The sequence below is a fragment of the Pseudomonas sp. AP42 genome, from assembly GCF_001728935.1.
Classification (GTDB): Bacteria; Pseudomonadota; Gammaproteobacteria; order Pseudomonadales; family Pseudomonadaceae; genus Aquipseudomonas; species Aquipseudomonas lactis.
In genome coordinates this window covers 70,707-91,534 of record NZ_LYSO01000001.1, presented here as the reverse complement: position 1 = coordinate 91,534, position 20,828 = coordinate 70,707, and the positions used below count along the sequence as shown (strand labels likewise).

Below are 20,828 nucleotides of genomic sequence, written 5' to 3'. Positions count from 1 at the left end.
TCATGCGTCTTGCCCTGATCATCGCTGTGCTGTGCAGCCTGGCAGGGGTCGCTCAAGCGGCCCCTGCCAGCGAACCGCACAAAGCCTACCTGACACTGATCATCGACGACCTGGGGCAAAACCTGCCTCGGGATCGTCGTGTGCTCGCGCTACCCGGCCCGGTGACCGCCGCCATCATGCCGGACACGCCCCACGCCGCCGAATTCGCCCGTGAGGCCCACAAGGCCGGCAAGATCGTGATCCTGCACATGCCCATGGACCCGGCCACCGGCCCCTTCGCCTGGCACCCGGAGCTGCCCATCGAAGAACTGGGCAAGCGCCTGGACGCCGCGTTCGATGCCGTGCCCTACACCGCAGGCATTAACAACCACATGGGCAGCCGCATGACCGCACAACCGGCCGCGATGGCCTGGCTGATGGGTGAGTTGCAACGTCGCCACAAGTTCTTCGTCGACAGCCGCACCAGCGCGCAAACCGTCGCCGCCGCCGAGGCGCAGAAGATCGGTTTGGCCCATGTGTCGCGGGATGTTTTTCTCGATGACGAACGCACCGAAGCGGCGATTACCACGCAACTGCAAACCGCAATCAAGCTGGCGCACAAGCAGGGCTCGGCGGTGATGATCGGGCATCCTTACCCACAGACGCTGGCGGTGCTGGAACGCGAATTGCCCAAGCTCAAGGCACAGGGCGTGGAGTGGATCGATATCAAGTTGATGATCAGCGTGCGCAGTAACCGGGCGATGGCCGGGCATGGCAAGAACGGCATCTATCGCTGACGCCCCCCCCTGTAGGAGCGAGCTCGCTCGCGAAAAACTTGAGACCGCCGCGTACCCCCTGGATACCCGCGTCATCGTTGACGTCCTTCGCGAGCAAGCTCGCTCCTACAAGTAGTTGGCCATGATCTGGTCGATACGGCCTTCTTCACGCAACTGCTCCAGCGCGGCCTGGAGCCTGGCCACCACCTCATCCGGCACGTCCTTGTTCAACGCCAGGTAAAGCTGCGCACTGTTGAAGCGCAATACCGTCTTGAGCCCGTTCACCCCCACCTGCCGCGCCAGGTAGCGCCCAGCAGGATCGCCAGTGGCCCACAGATCGATCTGGCCCTCCATGAGCTTTTGCGCATTGTCCTGGTCACGCAAGGCAACAATCGGCTTGAGCCCCTGCTTGTCCAGGCTTTCGGCAATGGCGTCGCCTTTGTAGGCGCCGATCTTGTAGCGGCGCGCCTGCTCAAGGTTTTCCAGCTGGACCTTGCTGTCGGCCTTGGCCAATAGCACCCAATCGTCCGGGCCGATGGGGCCGACCCATTTGAACAAGGCTTCACGGTCTGGCAGACGCGCCATCACAAACACACCGTAACCGGGCTTTTCCAGGGCGAGCTTGTAGATTCGCTCCCAAGGGAAACGCAGGGTCAGGTTGTAGGAAATGCCGGCGCGCTTGAAGGTTTCGCGCATGATGTCTACGGCGATGCCTTCGATGTTCTCGTCCTTGGCGAAGTTCTTGCCGTTTTTCGCCATGTTGTAGGGCGGGAAATTTTCTGTCAGCAACACCAGGGAGGCGTCAGACGGTTGTTCGGCGCGTGCCGTAGCCACCATGAGCATGGAGGAACTGGCGAGGGCGAGCAGCAGGTGTTTGAACATGAAGGCTACCGGAATCCATGGCAAGCGCAGAGAGTGCCGCGAGCCTGCCATGGTGTCCAGCAGCGTTTAGCGCACGACGATACCGCGTGCGGCCATGTAGGCCTTGGCCTCGGGTACTGTGTATTCGCCAAAGTGGAAAATACTCGCCGCCAGCACTGCGCTGGCGTGGCCTTCAAGCACGCCATCGGCCAAGTGCTGCAGGTTGCCCACCCCACCCGATGCGATCACCGGAATGCCCAGGGCATCGCTGATGGCGCGGGTGACGCCCAGGTCGAAGCCGTTTTTCATGCCGTCCTGGTCCATGCTGGTCAGCAGGATCTCACCGGCGCCCAGGCCTTCCATCTTCATCGCCCACTCCACCGCGTCCAGCCCGGTAGGCTTGCGCCCGCCGTGGGTGAAGATCTCCCAGCGTGGGGTTTCGCCCGGGCCGGACACCTTCTTGGCGTCGATAGCCACCACAATGCATTGCGAGCCGAAGTGCTGCGCGGCTTCGCCGACAAACTCGGGGTTGAACACCGCTGCGGTGTTGATCGAGACCTTGTCGGCACCGGCATTGAGCAGGTTGCGGATGTCTTGCACGGTGCGCACGCCACCGCCCACGGTCAGCGGGATAAACACCTGGCTGGCCATGCGCTCGACGGTATGCAGCGTGGTGTCGCGGCCATCGACGCTGGCGGTGATGTCGAGAAAGGTAATCTCGTCGGCACCTTGCTCATCGTAGCGACGGGCAATTTCCACCGGGTCGCCGGCATCACGGATGTTCTCGAACTTGACGCCCTTGACCACGCGACCGTTGTCGACGTCCAGGCAAGGGATGATGCGTTTGGCCAGCGCCATGGTCAGTCCTCAGCCGTTGTAGGCGTCGCAGTAAGCCTGAGCTTCGGCAACGTCCAGGGTGCCTTCATAGATCGCACGGCCGGTGATGGCGCCGATAATGCCGGGAGCCTTGGCGTCCAGCAGCGACTTGATGTCACCCAGGTTGTGAATGCCGCCGGAAGCGATCACCGGAATCTTGGTGGCCGCTGCCAGGGCTGCGGTGAAGGGTACGTTGCAGCCCTGCATCATGCCGTCTTTGGCGATGTCGGTATAAACGATGGCAGACACGCCGTCGGCTTCGAACTGCTTGGCCAGGTCGATCACCTGCACGGTGCTGATTTCAGCCCAGCCGTCGGTAGCGACGAAGCCATCTTTGGCATCCAGGCCTACGATCACTTTGCCCGGGAAAGCGCGGCAGGCTTCGGCGACGAAGGCTGGGTCTTTCACGGCCTTGGTGCCGATGATCACGTAGCTCACGCCCGCTTTGACGTAGTGCTCGATGGTTTCCAGGGAACGGATACCGCCGCCGATCTGGATCGGCAGGTTCGGGTAGCGCTTGGCGATGGCAGTAACCACCTCGCCGTTGACCGGCTGGCCTTCGAAGGCGCCGTTCAGGTCCACCAGATGCAGACGACGGCAGCCCCCTTCTACCCATTTGGCAGCCATGCTCACCGGGTCATCGGAGAACACGGTGGAATCTTCCATGCGGCCTTGGCGCAGGCGTACACAAGCGCCGTCCTTGAGATCGATAGCGGGGATAATCAGCATCTGGCAAACCTTATTCGATATTCAGCAATGCTTGGGAAATCAGGGTTTCTCAAGCGACCACAAGTCGCTTTCGATGCTTTCGAACCTTTCCTTAAGGAGCGTCTGCGTGTCGAAAACCGCCCTGTTGTAATAATGCGGCGCCACTTCGGTGGTGAACAGCTCAAGAATCTCGGCGACCTCGAACGAGCCCAACTTGAGCTCGAAGCGGTCCTCCATGAAACGTTTGATCTTGTCGGTGGCCGCACGCTCCTGCTCGGGCGTGAGGTTCAAGATCGGCTGCTTCGGTTTCCTGGCCATTTACCAGCGACCATCCCACGCGGCGAAGTTCTGCAGCAATTGCAGGCCATGGGTATGGCTCTTCTCCGGGTGGAACTGCACGGCAAAACGCGAACCATCGGCCAGCGCGGCGGCGAAGTCGACGCCGTAATGCCCGCCACCCACCACCTGGCGCGGGTTACCGGCGGCGATGTAGTAGCTGTGCACGAAGTAGAAACGCGCCATGTCCGGGATGTCGTGCCACAGCGGGTGGTCGACGGTGCGGCGCACTTCGTTCCAGCCCATGTGCGGGACTTTGAGGTGCTCGCCCTCTTCATGCAGGTCTTTGCCGAAGAACTTCACCTGGCCCGGAAACAGGCCGATGCAGTCGACACCACCGTTCTCTTCACTGCTGTCGAGCAAGGCTTGCATGCCCACGCAAATACCGAGGAAGGGGCGGTCCTGGCTGACCTCGCGCACCAGGCTGTCAAAGCCCAGGCGGCGGATTTCGGCCATGCAATCGCGAATCGCGCCTACACCGGGGAACACCACGCGGTCGGCTTCGCGAATCACGTTGGCATCGCTGGTGATCAGCACCTTGCCAGCGCCTACGTGCTCAAGGGCCTTGGCCACCGAGTGCAGGTTACCCATGCCGTAGTCGATAACCGCGACCGTCTGCATTACAGGACGCCCTTGGTCGACGGCATTTGCCCGCCCATGCGCTCATCGACTTCCACAGCCATGCGCAACGCGCGGCCGAAAGCCTTGAACACGGTTTCGATCTGGTGGTGAGTGTTGGTGCCGCGCAGGTTGTCGATGTGCAGGCTGACCAGTGCGTGGTTAACGAAACCCTGGAAGAATTCCTGGAACAGGTCGACGTCAAAGCCACGGCCCACGTTCGCGCGGGTGTAAGGCACGTGCATCTGCAAACCCGGGCGACCGGAGAAGTCGATGACCACACGGGACAGCGCTTCATCCAGCGGGACATAGGCATGGCCGTAGCGACGGATGCCTTTTTTGTCGCCGATGGCCTTGGCAAACGCCTGGCCGAGGGTGATACCCACGTCTTCCACCATGTGGTGGTCGTCGATGTGCAGGTCGCCTTTGCCGACGATATCCAGGTCGATCAGCCCGTGACGGGCGATCTGGTCCAGCATGTGCTCAAGAAAAGGGACACCGATATCAAATCGGGCCTTTCCGGTGCCATCCAGGTTGATCGAGGCTTTGATCTGGGTTTCCAGAGTGTCGCGCTCGACAGATGCCTTACGTTCGGCCATCACCAGCTCCGCAAAATCATTGGGCGAAAAAGGCAGCCATTATAGGGGCGCGGGCGCTAAACAGAAACAACGAAGGGGATAAGACTGACGAGTTGGAGCGAGGAATGTCGGGGATAGACATGTGCATACATGTGAGCATGGGTTTATGTGGGAGCTGGCTTGTGTGGGAGCTGGCTTGCCTGCGATGCAGACACCTCGGTGTATCAGTTACACCGCAGTGATGCTATCGCAGGCAAGCCAGCTCCCACACAAGCCCGGCCCCCACAGGAGCCGGGCCCACCCTTATTGCGGTATCAGTGGAACAGTACTGCGGTCTTCTGCAGGGTCACCCACACACCCCACGCCAACGGAATACCTACCACCAGCCACGCGGCAATCGCCAGCGGCTTGCTGGCGGCGGAGGCTTTCCACTCCAGCACGGTGCTGGCATCGGCACCTTTGTCATGGCCCAGCGCCTGTTCGGCTGCCAGTTCGGCATCAGTCATGAAGTACTTATCGGCCACCGGGCGCACCAGCAGGTTGCAGATGAAGCCCAGCACCAACAGTCCGGCGAGGATGTACAAGGTGATGTCGTAGGCCGCGGCCCGTTCAACGCCGATGCTCAACTGGTATTCACGCAGGTAGTTCACCAGCACCGGGCCCAACACGCCCGCAGCGGCCCAGGCGGTCAACAGGCGACCGTGGATCGCGCCAACCATCTGGGTGCCGAACAGGTCGGCCAGGTAGGCCGGGACCGTGGCAAAACCACCGCCGTACATCGACAGGATGATGCAGAACGCGGCCACGAACAGCGCCACATTACCCAGGTGCCCCAGGTTCGGGATCAGCGCATACAGGGCAAAGCCCAGGGCGAAGAACACGAAGTAGGTGTTTTTACGCCCCAGGTAGTCAGAGAACGAGGCCCAGAAGAACCGGCCACCGATGTTGAACAGGCTCAACAGGCCGGTAAAACCAGCGGCAATGGCTGCAATGGAGGCCAACTGGCCCGCATCCAATTGACCAAATGGCACATCGACACCCAGGAGTTTGCCGCCAAACACTTCCTGCAGCAGCGGCGAAGCCATGCCCAGGATGCCGATACCGGCCGACACGTTCAGGCACAGCACCAGCCAGACCAGGCGGAACTGCGGGGTTTTCCACGCAACATTCACATGCACATGGCGGTGAGTGATCATCGCATTGCTGGCTTTCTTCGCTGGCGCGGTCCAGCCCTCAGGCTTCCAGCCGGTCGGGGGTACGCGATACAGCAGGGCGCCACCGATCATGAACACGAAGTAGATCGCCGCCATGACCACGAAACTCTGCCATACACCGACGCTGGTCGGCGAAGAGAAATGGCCCATCAGCGCCGCGGCCAAAGGTGCACCCACCATCGCGCCGCCGCCAAAGCCCATGATCGCCATGCCGGTCGCCATGCCGCGCTTGTCCGGGAACCACTTGATCAAGGTCGAAACGGGCGAGATATAGCCCAGGCCCAGGCCAATACCGCCAATGACCCCGGAGCCGATCCACATCAGCCAGATCTGGTGGGTATAGATACCCAGGGCCGAGATCAGCAGGCCACCACACCAGCACAGCGCCGAGACAACCCCGGCCTTGCGCGGCCCGGCGTGTTCCAGCCAGCCGCCCCAGATCGCTGCGGAGCAGCCCAGGAAGATGAAGAACAGGGTGTAGATCCAGCCCAGCATGGAAATGGGCCAGTCGCATTGAGACGAGAAGACTTGAGCGATAAAGCCCATGTCCGGCGCGCAAGCCACCGGCGCGGTGATACCCAGCGCCTTGGACAACGGCAGCCAGAACACCGAGAAGCCGTAGGCCATGCCGATGCACAGGTGGATGGCCAGGGCGGCCGGTGGAACCAGCCAGCGGTTGAAGCCCGGCTTGGCGATGATGCGCTCCTTGGACAGGAACGCAGGCTGTGCGGCGGCAGTGCCGGCCACAGTGCTAGTGCTCATTGGTGTTTCCCCCAGTTATTGGTATGCGTCCGTCAGGCGCTCTCTCCCTCGGCCTTGCACGCAAAGCGTGGCCGTTTCGTTGAGTGAAGCTCCCTTTTAGGCGCGACGTTAAGTCGCAGAAGGCGGACGAACGTGCAGAGATTAGCACCAGTGGATGACAGAAAAATCAAACTGCCACTACCTTTTTTGGATTATCTGTACTTTTCTGACGTCAAAATCCTATTTCCGCGCCCATGGATACAATGTAACGATCCGTGAACTGACGCGGGCCGTCGGGCGTTATACTCTGCGGCTAAATTTTGAAATCGACATACAAGGACTCGCCCATGAAAGCGTTCGGCAAAATCCTGGGTCTGGTACTTCTCGGGCTGTTGCTGATCATTGTGGCGCTCGGCTTTGCCCTGACCCACCTTTTCGATCCCAACGACTACAAAGAAGAAATTCGCCAGATAGCCCGCGACAAGGCCCACATCGAGCTGACGCTCAATGGCGATATCGGCTGGAGCCTGTTCCCCTGGCTGGGCCTGGAGCTTCACGAAGCCAGCGTCGCGACCCTGACCGCGCCCACTCAACCCTTTGCCGACTTGCAGATGCTCGGCCTGTCGGTACGCGTACTGCCGCTGCTGCGCCGCGAAGTGCAGATGAGCGATGTGCGTGTCGAGGGCCTGAACCTGCGCCTGAACCGCGACAAGCAAGGCCACGGCAACTGGGAAGACATCGGCAAGAACCTGCCCGACGAAAACACAGGCACCCCCGCTCCCGCGCCGGTCGAACCCGTGGCTGAAACCAAGCCGGAAAAGCCACCGCAGCCGATCCGCCTGGACATCGACAGCCTGACCATCAACAACGCCCGCGTCGAATACACCGATGAACAGACCGGCAAGCACCTGAGTGCCGAAAGCATCCAGCTGAGTGCCGGTGCCATCCACGAAGGCGCCAGCATCCCGCTGAAACTCACGGCCTTCCTGGGCAGCAACCAGCCGCTGATGCGGGTCAAGACTGAGCTGAACGGCAACCTGCGCATCCAGCGTGCGCTCAAGCGTTATCAGTTCGAAGACATGCGCTTGAGTGGCGAGGCCACTGGTGAGCCGTTGCAGGGCAAAACGGTGAGCTTCTCCACCCAAGGCCAATTGCTGGTGGACCTGGCGGCCAATGTCGCCGAATGGACCAACCTGAAACTGGCGGCCAACCAACTGCGCGCCTTGGGCGAACTGAAGGCCAATGACCTGGACAAGACCCCGCAGATCAGCGGCGCCCTGTCGGTCGCCCAGTTTGACCTGGCCAAGTTTCTTGAAAGCGTCGGTCATCCGTTGCCTGCCATGGCCCCCGGTAGCCTGAGCAAGGTCGAGCTGGTGAGCCGCCTCAAGGGCACGCCCACCAGCGTCGCCCTGGAAGACCTGAACCTGAAGCTCGATGGCAGCACCTTCACCGGCCGCGTCGCCGTGGATGATTTCGCCAAGCAGTCCCTGCGTGTGCAGCTCAAGGGCGATACTTTCAATGCCGACAATTACCTGCCGGCCAAATCCGAAGCCGCCAAAGGTGCAACCGCCGCACGCCAGGCCGAAGTGCAAAGCAGCGAAGCTGGCGCCATGGCGGCAGGCGGCAACACGCCATTGCCGGAGGCGCCGACCAAAGGTGCCTGGAGCAATGACAAACTGCTGCCGCTGACCCGCCTGCGCAGCCTGGACGTGAATGCAGACCTGGCCTTTGGCGAGCTGACCCTGAGCCAGTTACCCATTCAGAACGCGGTGCTCAAAGCCTCCGGCATTGACGGGCAACTCAATCTCGACACCCTTAGCGGCGGTCTCTACAACGGCACGTTCCAGGCCAACGGCACACTCGACGTGCGCCAGGACACGCCAGTGTTGGCCCTGCAAAGCCACATCAAGCAGGTGCCTGTCGAACGCATCCTGCAGGCCCAAGGGAAAACACCGCCGGTCAAAGGCCAGCTCACCCTCGACAGTAACCTCAACGGCCGTGGCAACAGCCAGAAAGCGCTGATCGACAGCCTCAACGGCACCGCCAGCCTCGTGATCAACAACGGCGTGTTGCTCAATGCCAACATCGAGCAGCAACTGTGTACCGGCATCGCCCTGCTCAACCGCAAGACCCTGAGCACCACGCCAGGCGGCAAGGACACGCCCTTCCAGGAGCTGCGCGGCAACCTCACGTTCCGTAACGGCGTGGCCAGCAACCCCGACCTGAAAGTGCGTATCCCCGGCCTGACGCTCAACGGCAACGGTGATGTGGATTTGCGCGTGCTGGGCATGGACTACCGCGTCGGCATTATCGTCGAAGGCGACAAGCGCGAGGTGCCGGACCCGGCCTGCCAGGTCGGCGCCAATTTCCAGGGCATTGAAGTGCCGCTGCGTTGCCGTGGCCCGCTGGAGTTGGGCGCCAAGGCCTGCCGCCTGGACAAGGACGGCCTGGGCCAGGTCGCCCTCAAGGCGGCCGGCAATCGCCTGAACGAGAAGCTGGAAGAGAAGCTCGACAAGGTTAATCCCAAGCTCAAAGACGCATTGAAAGGCCTGTTCAACCGATGAAAAACGAGCAGTTTTCACAGGCGGTGCTGGACTGGTACGACCGCCACGGCCGCCACGACCTGCCCTGGCAACAGGGCATCACGCCGTATCGGGTGTGGGTGTCTGAGATCATGCTGCAACAGACCCAGGTCAGCACCGTGCTCAACTACTTCGATCGCTTCATGGCCTCCCTGCCAACCGTCGAAGCCCTGGCCGCTGCGCCGGAAGATGAAGTGCTGCACCTGTGGACGGGCCTTGGCTACTACACCCGGGCACGCAACCTGCAAAAGACCGCGAAGATCGTGGTGGCCGAATACGGCGGCGAATTCCCCCGCGACGTCGAAAAGCTCACCGAGCTGCCGGGCATCGGCCTGTCCACCGCTGGTGCGATAGCCAGTCTGAGCATGGGCCTGCGCGCGCCGATCCTCGACGGCAACGTCAAACGCGTGCTGGCGCGCTTTACCGCGCAAGAGGGTTACCCTGGCGAGCCCAAGGTGGCCAAGCAGCTGTGGGCCACCGCAGAGCGCTTTACACCCCATGCCCGCGTCAACGCCTACACCCAGGCCATGATGGACATGGGCGCCACCCTGTGCACCCGCAGCAAACCCAGTTGCTTGCTGTGCCCGCTGGAAAAAGGCTGCGAAGCCCACATGCTCGGCCTGGAGACGCGCTACCCGATCCCCAAGCCGCGCAAGACCATCCCGCAAAAGCGCACGCTGATGCCCATGCTGGCCAACGCCGAGGGCGCGATTCTGCTTTACCGTCGCCCGTCCACGGGCTTGTGGGGCGGTTTGTGGAGCTTGCCGGAGCTGGACGACCTGCAAGACCTGGATCACCTCGCCAACCAGCACGCGCTGGCGCTGGGCAAGCATCAGGAACTGCCGGGGCTGATCCACACCTTCAGCCACTTCCAGCTGGCCATCGAACCCTGGCTGGTCCAGGTCGAGGAAAACGCCCATCACGTGGCCGAGGCCGACTGGCTCTGGTATAACCTCGCCACCCCGCCGCGCCTGGGCCTTGCCGCCCCGGTGAAAAAACTGCTGAAGCGCGCGGCCGACGTATTGAACGCAGGAGTTTCGTCATGACCCGCACCGTTATGTGCCGCAAGTACAAAGAAGAACTGCCAGCCCTGGAACGCCCTCCTTACCCAGGTGCCAAGGGCCAGGACATTTACGACCACGTCTCGGCCAAAGCCTGGGGCGACTGGTTGAAACACCAGACTCTGCTGATCAACGAAAAACGCCTGAACATGATGAACGCCGAAGACCGCAAATACCTGGCCGGCGAAATGGACAAGTTCTTTTCCGGCGAGGAATACGCCCAGGCCGAAGGCTACGTCCCACCTGCTCAATAATTGATCAAAAACCGGGGTCTGCACGTAAGCGACGGTAATAATTAAATATTTTTTGAAAACTTGCTTGACGACCCCCTGAAAAACCCGTTTAATGCGCCCCGTTGCCCAGATAGCTCAGTCGGTAGAGCAGGGGATTGAAAATCCCCGTGTCGGCGGTTCGATTCCGTCTCTGGGCACCAAAATACCGAAAAACCCCAAGGAACAATGTTCCTTGGGGTTTTTTATTGCTTGCGATTCAACCGGCTTCAGGTCCCGGAGCCGAAACGATCTGCGCGGGCTTGATTTAAATGGCCAGGCTCAAAGCGCCCTCAGACCAGCTGAGTCGTCGGCGACGCCAGTTCCCCTCGCACGGGTGACCCAAGCACGCTTGCGTTCCCCTGAGCAGCCTTCAGGCCGTAGCGTCTACTCTGCCTGGTGCTCGCCGAAGCGGAGGCCGTACGACCTCTTCGAGTGACAGAGCGACGACGAGGCGCTCGCGCCGAAGGCAACGCCGCGTGAGAAATGCTGCCTGACAATACGCTGAGCGCATCTTCAACCTGACGCCGGGCCAACCTGACATTGACGTCCATCGCATTCGTCCAGAAATACGTGCCAGCGGCCAGGCTGCCAAGCACCGAGACATGCGGCCAGGCCTCACCGGCTGCACCCACCAACCTTCCTGTCTCGAAGTCCAACTCAAAGCCGCCGAACTCATTGGGCTTGGCCAACTTGCGACGGAGCAAATTCACCACGAGCGGCACGTCAGACTGCTCCACCTGAACGGAGTACCCGGTGGCGTTAATGACATATTCACTTTCGATGACGGTACGGAATGCGCTGCGACGGTCGTCAATGCGCGTCTCAAAGACCTTTGAAGCCTGGTTGTAAGTGACCTGGCTGACGCCGCCGAGTACCAGTAGGCGATCAGCCTTCAGCAACGCCTGCAACTTATGGGCATTTTTGACCGGCACCGAGACTCGGTAAGAAGACCAGAGACTGCCGAATGTCGTCTGGAATACCTGCTTGTCGTCGCGAGACAGGCGATGCCAGACATAATCGATAATGGAGTTGGTCGAGTAAATGACCGACTGCCACAGACGCTCGGCATTGTCTGCCTGGATGATTTCGGACGTTATGTAGTCCAACACACCGGCGCCCGAATTCAAGATGCGCGTCAAGTCCAAGGCGTCACCGGTAACCTCCTCGATCTCACGCAGCAACATCGTAAAGACGTCATGCAGCTTGAGCTGACCACCATTTGCATCACAGAAGTTATCGATGTGGGCCCGGGTCAGATGAGTCAATGTATGAGGCCGATTAAAGGTACCGCGCACGCTGGGCAGACGGCCGGTGCGCGATGCCATGACAATTTTTCCCTGGTGCCCGGCTTCTGTCAGTGAGAGCACAGTGTCAATGGCCGACAGTCCGGTCCCTAGCACACACACCGACGCGTTGGCCGGTATGTTGCGCACCATGTCCCGGGTTGGGTATGGGGTGCGCACGAAGCCAGCCACGTCATTGAGCTGAGTAAACCGCGTGGATGGCAGGTTTCCCATGCTGAGGACAACCCGATCCGCCACGTAGGCCACGCCGCTCTCGGTATCAATGCAAGGGCGCTGGTCAGACAGTGAGATCAAGTCTGTGACGGTTGAGGTCACTGCGGTGACCTTAATGCCATGGGCGCGGGCCACGGCCATCGTCTGCTCATACTGATGTGCCAGGTATCTGCCGAACAGGCTGCGCGGCAGGAAGGCGTGATCGTCGATGACTGTTTGTGGAAAATCGACCGCCTGATCTGCGCCATGCTGTTCCAGCCAGCGAATAAAATGCCGCTTGTCGCCTGCCACCGCAGACATGGCGTCGGCTCGCGTGTTGAGCAAGTTGCACTCGAAGTCGGCCTGGTACGCATAACCCGGCCCAGGTGTTTTCTGTGACTCAAAGATCAGCACATCCAAATGATGACTCAGCCCCTGACGAACAGCTTCATCAATGAGTTGCGTAAAATATGCGACGCCGACAGAACCACCGCCCACTATGGCAATTGTTATTTTTTTCATGGTGTTTTCCAAAACGCGTAGTGCGAAGAATGAAGAGCCATCAATGAAATGATGAGTTAGTCACGCGAACGCCAGTACTTGTCTGTGACAGAGAGCGGCTGATGGAGAAAAATCGACGCAGGCATCAACTCCACGTGGTCAGCCACGATGATATCGGCCGTACTGCGAGCGAGAATATCGCGCTCGATGTCGATACCCGGCGCAACTTCCTTGAGTATCAAGCGGCCGTCCTTCAATACGAGCACAGCCCGTTCAGTGATGAACAGAATCGGGCAGTTGCGTGATTGCGCATGGGCGGCATTGAAGCTCATGTGCTCAACGGCCTGGATAAACTTGGTGATACCCCCTTCACGCTCAATGCTTAACTGCCCGGATTCAAACCCCAGCTCCAGACCACCGGCCGTGAAGGTTCCACAAAACACCACGCGCTTGGCGCTTTGCGAAATGTTGATAAAACCACCGACACCGTTGAGCCGCCCGCCGAATCGACTGATGTTGACATTGCCACGGCTGTCGGCCTGACCAAACCCGAGGAAGGCCAGATCGATTCCGCCACCGTCATAGAAGTCGAACTGGCTGGCTTGATCAAGGATCGCTTGAGGGTTGCTCGAAGCGCCGAATGACAGCCCGCGCGCAGGCGTCCCACCGATAACCCCTGACTCGACAGTAAGCACATGGGCGGAGCAGCGCTCCTCGCTCGCCACCCTTGCAATGAACTCTGGGGTGCCAATACCCAGGTTAACGATCGGCGCGTTGTACCGGGCTATTTCATACAAGGCTCGGCGCGCGACGATTTTTTTGGCGCACAGGGGTAACGGCGTGACTGCGGTATCGGAGCGCGACCGCCCGGTATAGGTGTTGTTTCTGACCTCACCGTAGGTTTGCCAATGTGTGTCTGGTGTGGATAAAACCAGATAATCAACAAAGATCCCCGGAATACGGATCGCCTGAGGATCGAGCGAGTTACGGTCGACCAATTCCATCACTTGCACGATGACGATACCGCCGCAATTGTGAACGGCCTGCGCCTGGGCGAGGCTGTCCTGAAAGTTGGCTTCGTCCTCCATACTGATATTGCCGTCGACATCTGCTCGGCTTCCGCGCAAAAAGGCGACATTGATGGGCATCGACGGATAGAAAAGTTCTTCACGCCCCCCAACGTTTACCACTGAGATCAGCTCTTCAGTCGTAGCCGGGCCGACTTTGCCCCCCTCCTGCCTGGGGTCGATAAAGGTGTGCAAGCCAATCCCTGAGAGCACCCCACTTTTGCCCCCGGCGATTGAGCGGAACAGGTGGCTTATCACGCCCTGAGGCCAGTTGTGCGCTTGGATTTCACCACGCAGTGCCATCTGGCCTATCGACGGTGCAAGCGCCCAGTAGCCTCCGATCACCTTTTTCAGCAGGCCTTTGACAGCCAGTTGATTAAGCCCACGGCTGGCCTTGTCACCCTGGCCGGCCGCAAAAACCAGGGTCAGGTCCGATGGCTGTGCGGTAGCGGCAAAACGCGCCGCCAGTGCTTCGGTGAGCAAGTCTGGGTGCCCGCAACTGCCGAACCCCCCAGTGGTGATCGTGCAATTATCGGGTACCAGGGCCGCCGCCTGGCTGGCGGTAATGACGCGCTTAGGCTCCATCACATAATCACTGCCGAACGAGGCCGCTGCGAGCGTCGCCGGGGGAGCCTGGACGTTGAAGCCGCTATTGAGGGCGCCCATCATGCCTGCGCCTGCGCCAGGGAAACGGTCTGCACGGGCTTTTCCCACACTACCAGGAAGGTGCAGCCTTCATCGCTCCACAGCGCATGCTCACTGTCAGGCGGGCAGACTTCAAGCGTGCCTGCTGGGTGTGCACCGGCATCGTTATGCAGCACGCCATCGAGCACGAAAATCAGTTCGTAGCCAGGATGAAGGTGGCGCTGGGTACGGGCACCCGGCTGATAACGTACCAGGGCCGCTGATGGCCCATCCACTTCCGGGCCTTGGTACAAATGCACGATATCGGTCTTGGTTCGGCCATTGGCGGTATAGGGCACCCACGGCAAGGCTTCTTTGCTGCGTACTGCGTTGAGTACATCTTTAAGGATTTGTCCGGTATGCATGATACTTCCTTGTTCGCTGGATAAAGAGGCGTTAGATAGGGGTGGTTAAACGTTGAGCTCACTTCTTGACATGGGTGCACGCATAAACAGCCAGTGCGGTAATCGCAAAACCTACAGCGTTAATTGCACTGAACGATTCACCGAGGAATACAAAGCCCATTAAGGCTGTTACTGCGGGAATAAGATGGAACAGGCCTGCTACTTTGCTCGCCTCACCTTTGCGCATGAGGATGTAGAGGATGCTGATAGCGCCAATAGAGTTGACCAGTGACAACCAACCGGACGCGAAGATCATTGTTGGGGTCCACTGAACCGCTAGATTTTCAAAGTGGTCGGCGAGAAAGAACATCACGAAAGAGGCCGTGGCCAACTGGATAAAACCACCCGTGCGTAAGTCCATGCCGGTGCAGTATTTCTTCTGATACAGGCTGCCGGCCGTGATGCCAACCAGTGCCAGCACTACGCACAAGTAACCTGTCAGGCTCGCCGTTGCACTTACACCGAGCTGTTCATAGACCACCAGGGCGACACCGAACAATCCGCCCACCAAGCCGAGCCACTCGACACGACTGACTTTTTCGTTAAGAAACCGAGTGGCGCCCAACGCGGTAAACACCGGCATCGTGCCAACAATCAGCGCGGCCACAGCAGCCGACACGCCCAGATCCAGCCCCATGTACAGGCCAGCAAACTGAAGCGCCTGGATCAAGATGCCCACCACCACCAGATGGCCGAACTGAGCGCGGGTTTTCGGCCACGGGGCTTTAGTCGCAAGCGCCACGCCCAGCAGGATCAGCGCGGCACTGGCAAAGCGAATGAAGATCAGGGTGTAGGGCCCCACAAAGGGGAGTGCCACTTTGCCAACGACATAACCGGAACTCCACATGACGATGAAGAGCAAAGGCAGTAGAGTGGCGGGCAGGGCAATATTGAAACTTCTGGTCAGGGCTTTCATGAATCCTCCAAGGTTTAACCGCTAGAGAATTCAAAGTATTTAACCCACCCGCTGCGCACAATACGGCCAAAAAGAACAAGCCTGTGTCCTCTGGAGAAACAATGGAATCTTTCTCAGATAATATTTCGGATGTCTTTGTTTTCGTTAAAGTTGTCGAACTGAAAAGTTTCTCCAAAGCGGCCCGTTTCTTCGGTTCGACCACCTCAACCGTCAGCAAACAAATGCGCAGGCTTGAGGAAACGCTCGGGGCCAAGTTGTTAAACCGCACCACGCGAAGCCTGGCGCTCACAGAAGCGGGAGAACTTGCCTATCAGCACGGTGTTCGGATTACCGAGGAAACCGGCGCCTTACTCAACTCGGTCGAGAGCTTGCAATCAGCGCCCCGAGGCCACCTGCGGGTCACCACATCGGTTGCCTTTGGCAATCTCCACTTGAGCAACCTGGTTGGGCAATTCCTCAACGCCTACCCCGATATCAGCGTCACGCTCTCCTTGAGCGACCGCTATGTGGATATTGTCGAAGAGGGGTTCGATATTGCGATACGCCTGACCAGTACGCCCGTGGACAGTTTTATAGCGCGACGCTTGGCCAAACTCGATTACGTGTTATGTGCAACACCCGGTTATTTAAGCAGCCACTCCCCCATCGCCACTCTCGGTGATTTGGCCGCACATAACTGCTTGATCAATGGCCTGGCGCGGGAAGCATCCTGGCGTTTTCTTCGCGACGGCGAAGTGACCGAAGTGCGCGTATCAGGGCGTTTCTGTGTCAACAGCAGTGAGTCGGTGAGGCAGGCCGTGATGGAAGGTGTGGGCATAGGCTTGCTGCCCACGTTCTCCATCGCCGACGATTTGCGCAAGGGCAGCCTTAGCGTGATTTTGCCCAAGTACATTGCAGAGGGTACGTTCGGCGACAGCATTCATGCGATTTTCTTGCCGAGCAAGTTTGCCGTGCCCAAGTTGCGGGTCTTTGTGGACTTCCTGATCGAGAAATTCGAAGACGGTGGTGGATGGTTGCCAGCCCCCCAGAAGGCGGAATAACCACGGGCGCCATGACCACCAGGACCGCTGCCCTGTATCCTTAGTGGCCTAGTGCCTGCGATTGGCAGAGGAAAGCCATCAGGCTTTTATCCTCCGTGCTGGTTATTTTTCACTGGGTTCAATCGTTCAGCCTTTACCCAATTCTCAGTTGTAAGGTTTTTTCATGACCCGCTTCTTGCTTTGCACCCTATTCATACTGACCGCCCTGCTCAGTGGGTGTGCCACGCAGTTGGACGTAGCAATCAACGCGACGCCTGATCCCGATTATCAATTTGACCGACAGGCAACCGTGTTGGTGACCTCCACGGGCGGCAGCGATGAAAACTCGCTCAATGCCCGCTACTACCTGCGCGACATGGTCCGCGCCATGCAGGACCAGGGCTTTGGCAATGTCTTTACCGATACCACGCTGCCCAAGAACCACGCGCCGATCAAAATGACCGTCACCCTGGATGTCGATAGCAAGCAGGTGACTTATCGCTACACCGCCACCGAATACGGGCAAGTGGCAAACAGCACCACCACCCAATGCAAGAAGAACAAGAAAAAGACCGACCAACTGACCTGCACTAGCACCCCAAACACCTCCTACGGCCCGGTAGGAACTTCGGAGCGCACCGGCTACACCACGCTTACCACCTTCCGGGTCACCGCTCGCGATGAAGCGAGCAGGCGCGCGGTCTACCTGCTACGGGCGTCGTCCTATAACGACGATTGCCAAGCCGCCAAGGTCGAAGCCTTTCTGGTACAGCAGGGTTTGCAGAACCTGAATTTCCAGGACCGTGTGCAGCGCAATTACACGGTCACGATGCCTGAAAGCTTTCGTTGCAAGTAATCAGCTGCTCGGCAGGCCCTTGGCTCAAGGGCCTCCTTACTTGAGCAAAAACACCATCAACGGGTTGTCATTCAAGCGCCCTTGATAGCTCGGCGCCAGGTGCTCCACCGGCGACCCCTTCAACAGCGCAGTCTCCTTGCGCGACACAATCACCCAGGAAGGCCGGGGCAGCGCCGCCAGCTTCTCAAGCTCGTGACGCCCGACAAACAGCGGCTGTTCATCGTGATCCAGGTTCATCATGTAGCGCACAGCCCAGGTGTCCCGCGCCAGGTCGACAAACACCAAAGGGCCCGGCTGAGCCTCGCGCAACGCCTCCACCTGGCTGACAAACCGCCGGGTGTCGAATTGCAGGTCCTTGGCCGGTTCTATCACCGTCACCAGCAACAGCCATTGCGCCAACAGCGCGATCAGACTGAGCCACACCAACCGCCATGCTCGCTGCCAGGCAATCAACGCTGCGGCTTGCAGCACCACCAGCACGCCGATCATCAACGGCAAGGAAATCTGCGGCCAGTAGCCCTGCTTGTGCCAGGCGTGTCGGCACACAAACAACACCACCACGCACAACGTCGGCAGCGCCGCGACCAGCCATTCATAGCAACGGCGCACGCCCACCAGCCAGCCTTGCGCGTGAAGCAGCCCATAGGCAGCGACAGCCGCAAACATCGGCACCATCGGCAGGATGTAATAAGCGCGCTTGAAATGCGGTACCGACAGGCCGAGCAGAATCATCAAGCCGCAGCCCCCGAACCGCACCAGCAATTGCAGGTGCTCATTGGCCCAACGCTCGGGCCAGCGATGGCGCAACGCAAACAGGCTCGCAAATGCCAGGGGTACCACCGGGAAGTAGCGGTACAAGCTCAGTTGGAAGTAAAAGTAAAACGGCTCACCCGACTCATCCAGACGCCCACCGACTTGCATCCTGAAGACCTCATAGGCAAACGCAGCGCCACCACTGAACCGCGCAAGCTTCATCAGAAGCCACCAGCACGCTGCGAGCAGCACCAGGCCGACAACGCCGTGGCTCAGCACCTGCCGGACACGCTCCCCCGGCTTGCCCAACGCCCAATACACACACACCACCGCGCAGACTTCAATCAACCCCAGCGGCCCACGTATGGCGAAACCCAGGACGAACAGCGGGAACACCGCCAGTTGCCTCAGCCGCGACCCGAGGCGCTCGCCGGTGTGCAGCAGGTAGAAACTGCCCACGCATAACAATGCAACCATCTGATCCAGGCACACCGAGCGCGACTTTTCGAGCAACTGGGCGGTGAGCAGAGTCAGTAACACCGTCAGCAGCGCCCAGGCACGGCTGTAGGGCGCCAGCAGGCGGTACATCAGCGCGATCACCCCCGCCGACGCGAGCGCCGTGGGCAGCACATTCGCCAAGTGGTTCGGCGCGTCAAACAAGCGGGCGAATAGATAACTGAAGAAGGTCGCGGTGCCGGGGTAATCCGCATAGGGCTGGCCGTAGGTGGTGGGGAAAAGACTCGCGCCATGGCGATACATTTCCTGCATGAACAGCGCCCAACGCCCGTCAAAACCCTGGGGCTGCTGATCCCAGATGCCCACTGTGAATAACAAGAGAGCGACCAGGAAAAGACCCAGTGACTCCAGGCGAAAACGGTTGCGGTGATCCATCGGGTGACCTGTCAGGTGGGAAGCGCTGGCGTATGGTGCCGAACGCGCCCCTGAATGGCGCCTGAACAGACCTGAACATTCACGCAGTTACCGGCTGGTGGGCCACACCACTGCCGGGATCAGGCGAACGTAGAGCAATTCGGCAACCAGTTCGATCAGGGTCTGCAGGATCACCACCGTTGCGGCCAAGCCGCGCACATCCTCCGGCAGGGCCAGCGCCAATGGCAAAACCACCAGCGAGTTACGGGTCGACGCACTGAAGGTCACCGCCCGCGCCGTCAACGCTGGCAGTGCGAAAAGCCGCGCAGCCACAATGCCCATCAACGGCGCCAGCAACACAAAGGCCACGTAGACCGGAATGACTGGCAGTAACACATTGATATCCCGCACCACTGCCGTGATGTGCGAAGCCAGCACTACAAACAACACCAAGGCCATCGCTGGCACCGGCAACCAGGCCCAGGCGCTGTTCCAAAGGCTAATGGCGCTCGACCGCCGCGCGAAAGCGCTGGTCACAACCGCCAGAAGCATCGGCACCACAATCAGCCCCACGAACGCTTCGACAAACGGCCCCGCCGCCACCACCCCGCTGGATTGCTCGCCCAACATCAGCCCCAGGTAGACCGGCAACAACAGCAGTTGCAGCAACAGCAGCAGCGGTGTTGCCGCCAGCATCGACCGCGAATCGCCCTTGCCGATATGGGTAAACACCACCACATAGTCGATACAGGGCGTCAGCAACACCAGCAGAGCGCCCACCAGCAACGCCGGGCGCTCCACCAGGCCACGGGTCAACCCCCAAACCAGCAAGGGCACCAGGATGAAATTGGCCAACAGCAAGGCCGCCATGAAACGCTTATTGCCCACGGCTTGGCGCAGCTCAAGAAAGGGAATTTGCAAAAACATCGCATACATCAGCACGGCGATGGCAGGTGTCACCCAAAGGCTGAGGCCCTGCGCCGACAAGGGCCAGAGCAGGCCAAACGTGACGGCCAAAAAGACGGCAACGAAGTAGATCGGGACCTGATGGTGTTCCAGGGTGTCGCGGGTCATGGGCGGGCTCTGGTGGGTCAATAGACTGTCAGCCTAAGTACTCGCGCAGAGAAGGTCGAGCATTACAGCAATCGGTGCCGCCCGAGAAACCCTTGGGATTTGCCCCAACCTGCGCTTCAATACACCCTCTAGACCCAAACCCCAAGGACGTCGAGCCCATGGCCTCGCCAAACAAGCAGCAAAAACGCGCCCATCGGGCAAAAGCCAAGGCCAAGCAAAACCGCACCCAGCGCGCCGTGGCGCCCAAGCCAGATGCGTTCGCGGGCGACGACAGCCGCATCGACCTTGAGTCGGTGGATTTGACTGAACTGTTCGTCGAAATGCGTACCGCCGGCGAGATCAGCCAGCAGGCCCTGTGTGCGGTGTTCCTGGCCCACCCGTTGCTGGCGTTGGTGCTGGAGCAGGAAGGCGAAGAGGAAGCGACCGACTTTATCCTGGCGGCGCTGATCGAGTATCGGCAGTGGGCGACGGACAGCGATGACGAAGCCGCCGCGCTGGCGTGGATTGAGTCGCCGCAGTTCCAAGCCGATTACGTGGCGGCGTCCCAGGCGCTGGCCAACGCCCCCGACTAACACCAAACAAAAAT

Annotated in this window: 20 protein-coding genes and 1 tRNA gene; 8 read left to right on the top strand and 13 right to left on the bottom strand. The window is 59.8% G+C overall.

Going from position 1 to position 20,828, the window contains the following annotated elements; all coding sequences use genetic code 11:
* Nucleotides 1-2: 2 nt before the first annotated feature.
* Nucleotides 3-776, top strand: coding sequence for a divergent polysaccharide deacetylase family protein (locus A7K61_RS00430; RefSeq protein ID WP_069556696.1), 774 nt, complete (start codon nt 3-5; stop codon nt 774-776).
* 105 nt (nt 777-881) lie between these two features.
* Here A7K61_RS00430 and A7K61_RS00425 read toward each other — a convergent pair whose 3' ends face one another.
* The 7 genes from A7K61_RS00425 to A7K61_RS00395 all read right to left on the bottom strand — a co-directional run bounded on the left by A7K61_RS00425 (nt 882) and on the right by A7K61_RS00395 (nt 6,708).
* Nucleotides 882-1,637 carry an ABC transporter substrate-binding protein gene (locus tag A7K61_RS00425; protein ID WP_069556695.1) on the bottom strand — a complete coding sequence of 252 codons (756 nt, stop codon included), beginning with the start codon at nt 1,635-1,637 and terminating at the stop codon, nt 882-884.
* 66 nt (nt 1,638-1,703) lie between these two features.
* Nucleotides 1,704-2,474, bottom strand: a complete 771-nt coding sequence (hisF, locus tag A7K61_RS00420; protein ID WP_003187786.1) for an imidazole glycerol phosphate synthase subunit HisF — start codon at nt 2,472-2,474, stop codon at nt 1,704-1,706.
* Between the two features lie 9 nt (nt 2,475-2,483).
* Nucleotides 2,484-3,221 carry a 1-(5-phosphoribosyl)-5-[(5-phosphoribosylamino)methylideneamino]imidazole-4-carboxamide isomerase gene (gene hisA, locus A7K61_RS00415; protein ID WP_003187784.1) on the bottom strand — a complete coding sequence of 246 codons (738 nt, stop codon included), beginning with the start codon at nt 3,219-3,221 and terminating at the stop codon, nt 2,484-2,486.
* Nucleotides 3,222-3,260: 39 nt separating this feature from the next.
* A complete protein-coding gene (locus A7K61_RS00410) occupies nt 3,261-3,518 on the bottom strand; it encodes a DUF2164 domain-containing protein (protein WP_044270642.1) in 258 nt (85 codons plus the stop codon).
* Complete coding sequence (gene hisH, locus A7K61_RS00405; RefSeq protein ID WP_003187782.1) at nt 3,519-4,157, bottom strand: imidazole glycerol phosphate synthase subunit HisH; 639 nt, start codon at nt 4,155-4,157, stop codon at nt 3,519-3,521. It abuts the gene before it with no gap.
* Nucleotides 4,157-4,753 carry an imidazoleglycerol-phosphate dehydratase HisB gene (gene hisB, locus A7K61_RS00400; protein ID WP_003187781.1) on the bottom strand — a complete coding sequence of 199 codons (597 nt, stop codon included), beginning with the start codon at nt 4,751-4,753 and terminating at the stop codon, nt 4,157-4,159. The genes hisH and hisB overlap by 1 nt, the downstream gene beginning before the upstream one ends.
* Nucleotides 4,754-5,046: 293 nt before the next feature.
* Complete coding sequence (locus A7K61_RS00395) at nt 5,047-6,708, bottom strand: OFA family MFS transporter (RefSeq protein WP_047712368.1); 1,662 nt, start codon at nt 6,706-6,708, stop codon at nt 5,047-5,049.
* Nucleotides 6,709-7,034: 326 nt separating this feature from the next.
* Between A7K61_RS00395 and A7K61_RS00390 the strand changes: the two genes are divergently transcribed.
* From A7K61_RS00390 to A7K61_RS00375, 4 genes are all read left to right on the top strand, one after another.
* Nucleotides 7,035-9,251, top strand: a complete 2,217-nt coding sequence (locus A7K61_RS00390; protein ID WP_069556694.1) for an AsmA family protein — start codon at nt 7,035-7,037, stop codon at nt 9,249-9,251.
* Nucleotides 9,248-10,315, top strand: a complete 1,068-nt coding sequence (gene mutY, locus A7K61_RS00385; protein WP_069556693.1) for an A/G-specific adenine glycosylase — start codon at nt 9,248-9,250, stop codon at nt 10,313-10,315. Before A7K61_RS00390 ends, mutY begins: the two co-directional genes overlap by 4 nt.
* Nucleotides 10,312-10,584, top strand: a complete 273-nt coding sequence (locus A7K61_RS00380) for an oxidative damage protection protein (protein ID WP_017529562.1) — start codon at nt 10,312-10,314, stop codon at nt 10,582-10,584. The genes mutY and A7K61_RS00380 overlap by 4 nt, the downstream gene beginning before the upstream one ends.
* 103 nt (nt 10,585-10,687) lie before the next feature.
* Nucleotides 10,688-10,763: transfer RNA gene (locus tag A7K61_RS00375), tRNA-Phe, on the top strand.
* A gap of 129 nt (nt 10,764-10,892) precedes the next feature.
* Here the strand turns inward: A7K61_RS00375 and A7K61_RS00370 are convergent.
* The 4 genes from A7K61_RS00370 to A7K61_RS00355 are packed head-to-tail and all read right to left on the bottom strand — an operon-like array spanning nt 10,893 to nt 15,670.
* On the bottom strand, nt 10,893-12,620 hold the full coding sequence (locus A7K61_RS00370; RefSeq protein ID WP_069556692.1) for an FAD/NAD(P)-binding protein: 1,728 nt from the start codon (nt 12,618-12,620) through the stop codon (nt 10,893-10,895).
* Nucleotides 12,621-12,676: 56 nt separating this feature from the next.
* Nucleotides 12,677-14,335 (bottom strand): acyl CoA:acetate/3-ketoacid CoA transferase, encoded by a 1,659-nt coding sequence (locus A7K61_RS00365; RefSeq protein WP_080751188.1) that lies wholly within the window; start codon nt 14,333-14,335, stop codon nt 12,677-12,679.
* Nucleotides 14,332-14,715: a cupin domain-containing protein gene (locus tag A7K61_RS00360; protein WP_032894038.1), complete on the bottom strand. Its 384-nt coding sequence runs from the start codon at nt 14,713-14,715 to the stop codon at nt 14,332-14,334. Before A7K61_RS00360 ends, A7K61_RS00365 begins: the two co-directional genes overlap by 4 nt.
* A 58-nt stretch (nt 14,716-14,773) precedes the next feature.
* Nucleotides 14,774-15,670 carry a DMT family transporter gene (locus A7K61_RS00355; protein WP_044270608.1) on the bottom strand — a complete coding sequence of 299 codons (897 nt, stop codon included), beginning with the start codon at nt 15,668-15,670 and terminating at the stop codon, nt 14,774-14,776.
* A gap of 101 nt (nt 15,671-15,771) precedes the next feature.
* On the opposite strand from A7K61_RS00355, the gene A7K61_RS00350 reads away from it, so the two are divergent.
* On the top strand, nt 15,772-16,710 hold the full coding sequence (locus tag A7K61_RS00350; RefSeq protein ID WP_044270607.1) for a LysR family transcriptional regulator: 939 nt from the start codon (nt 15,772-15,774) through the stop codon (nt 16,708-16,710).
* Between the two features lie 163 nt (nt 16,711-16,873).
* Nucleotides 16,874-17,545, top strand: coding sequence for a hypothetical protein (locus A7K61_RS00345; protein ID WP_044270606.1), 672 nt, complete (start codon nt 16,874-16,876; stop codon nt 17,543-17,545).
* A gap of 36 nt (nt 17,546-17,581) precedes the next feature.
* On the opposite strand, the gene A7K61_RS00340 is transcribed toward A7K61_RS00345, so the two are convergent.
* A complete protein-coding gene (locus tag A7K61_RS00340) occupies nt 17,582-19,189 on the bottom strand; it encodes a glycosyltransferase family 39 protein (RefSeq protein WP_069556691.1) in 1,608 nt (535 codons plus the stop codon).
* 87 nt (nt 19,190-19,276) lie between these two features.
* Nucleotides 19,277-20,242, bottom strand: coding sequence for an arsenic resistance protein (locus A7K61_RS00335; RefSeq protein ID WP_047712363.1), 966 nt, complete (start codon nt 20,240-20,242; stop codon nt 19,277-19,279).
* 158 nt (nt 20,243-20,400) lie between these two features.
* Here A7K61_RS00335 and A7K61_RS00330 point away from each other — a divergent pair, with 158 nt between their 5' ends.
* Nucleotides 20,401-20,814: a hypothetical protein gene (locus A7K61_RS00330; protein WP_047712362.1), complete on the top strand. Its 414-nt coding sequence runs from the start codon at nt 20,401-20,403 to the stop codon at nt 20,812-20,814.
* The last annotated feature ends 14 nt before the right edge of the window (nt 20,815-20,828 follow it).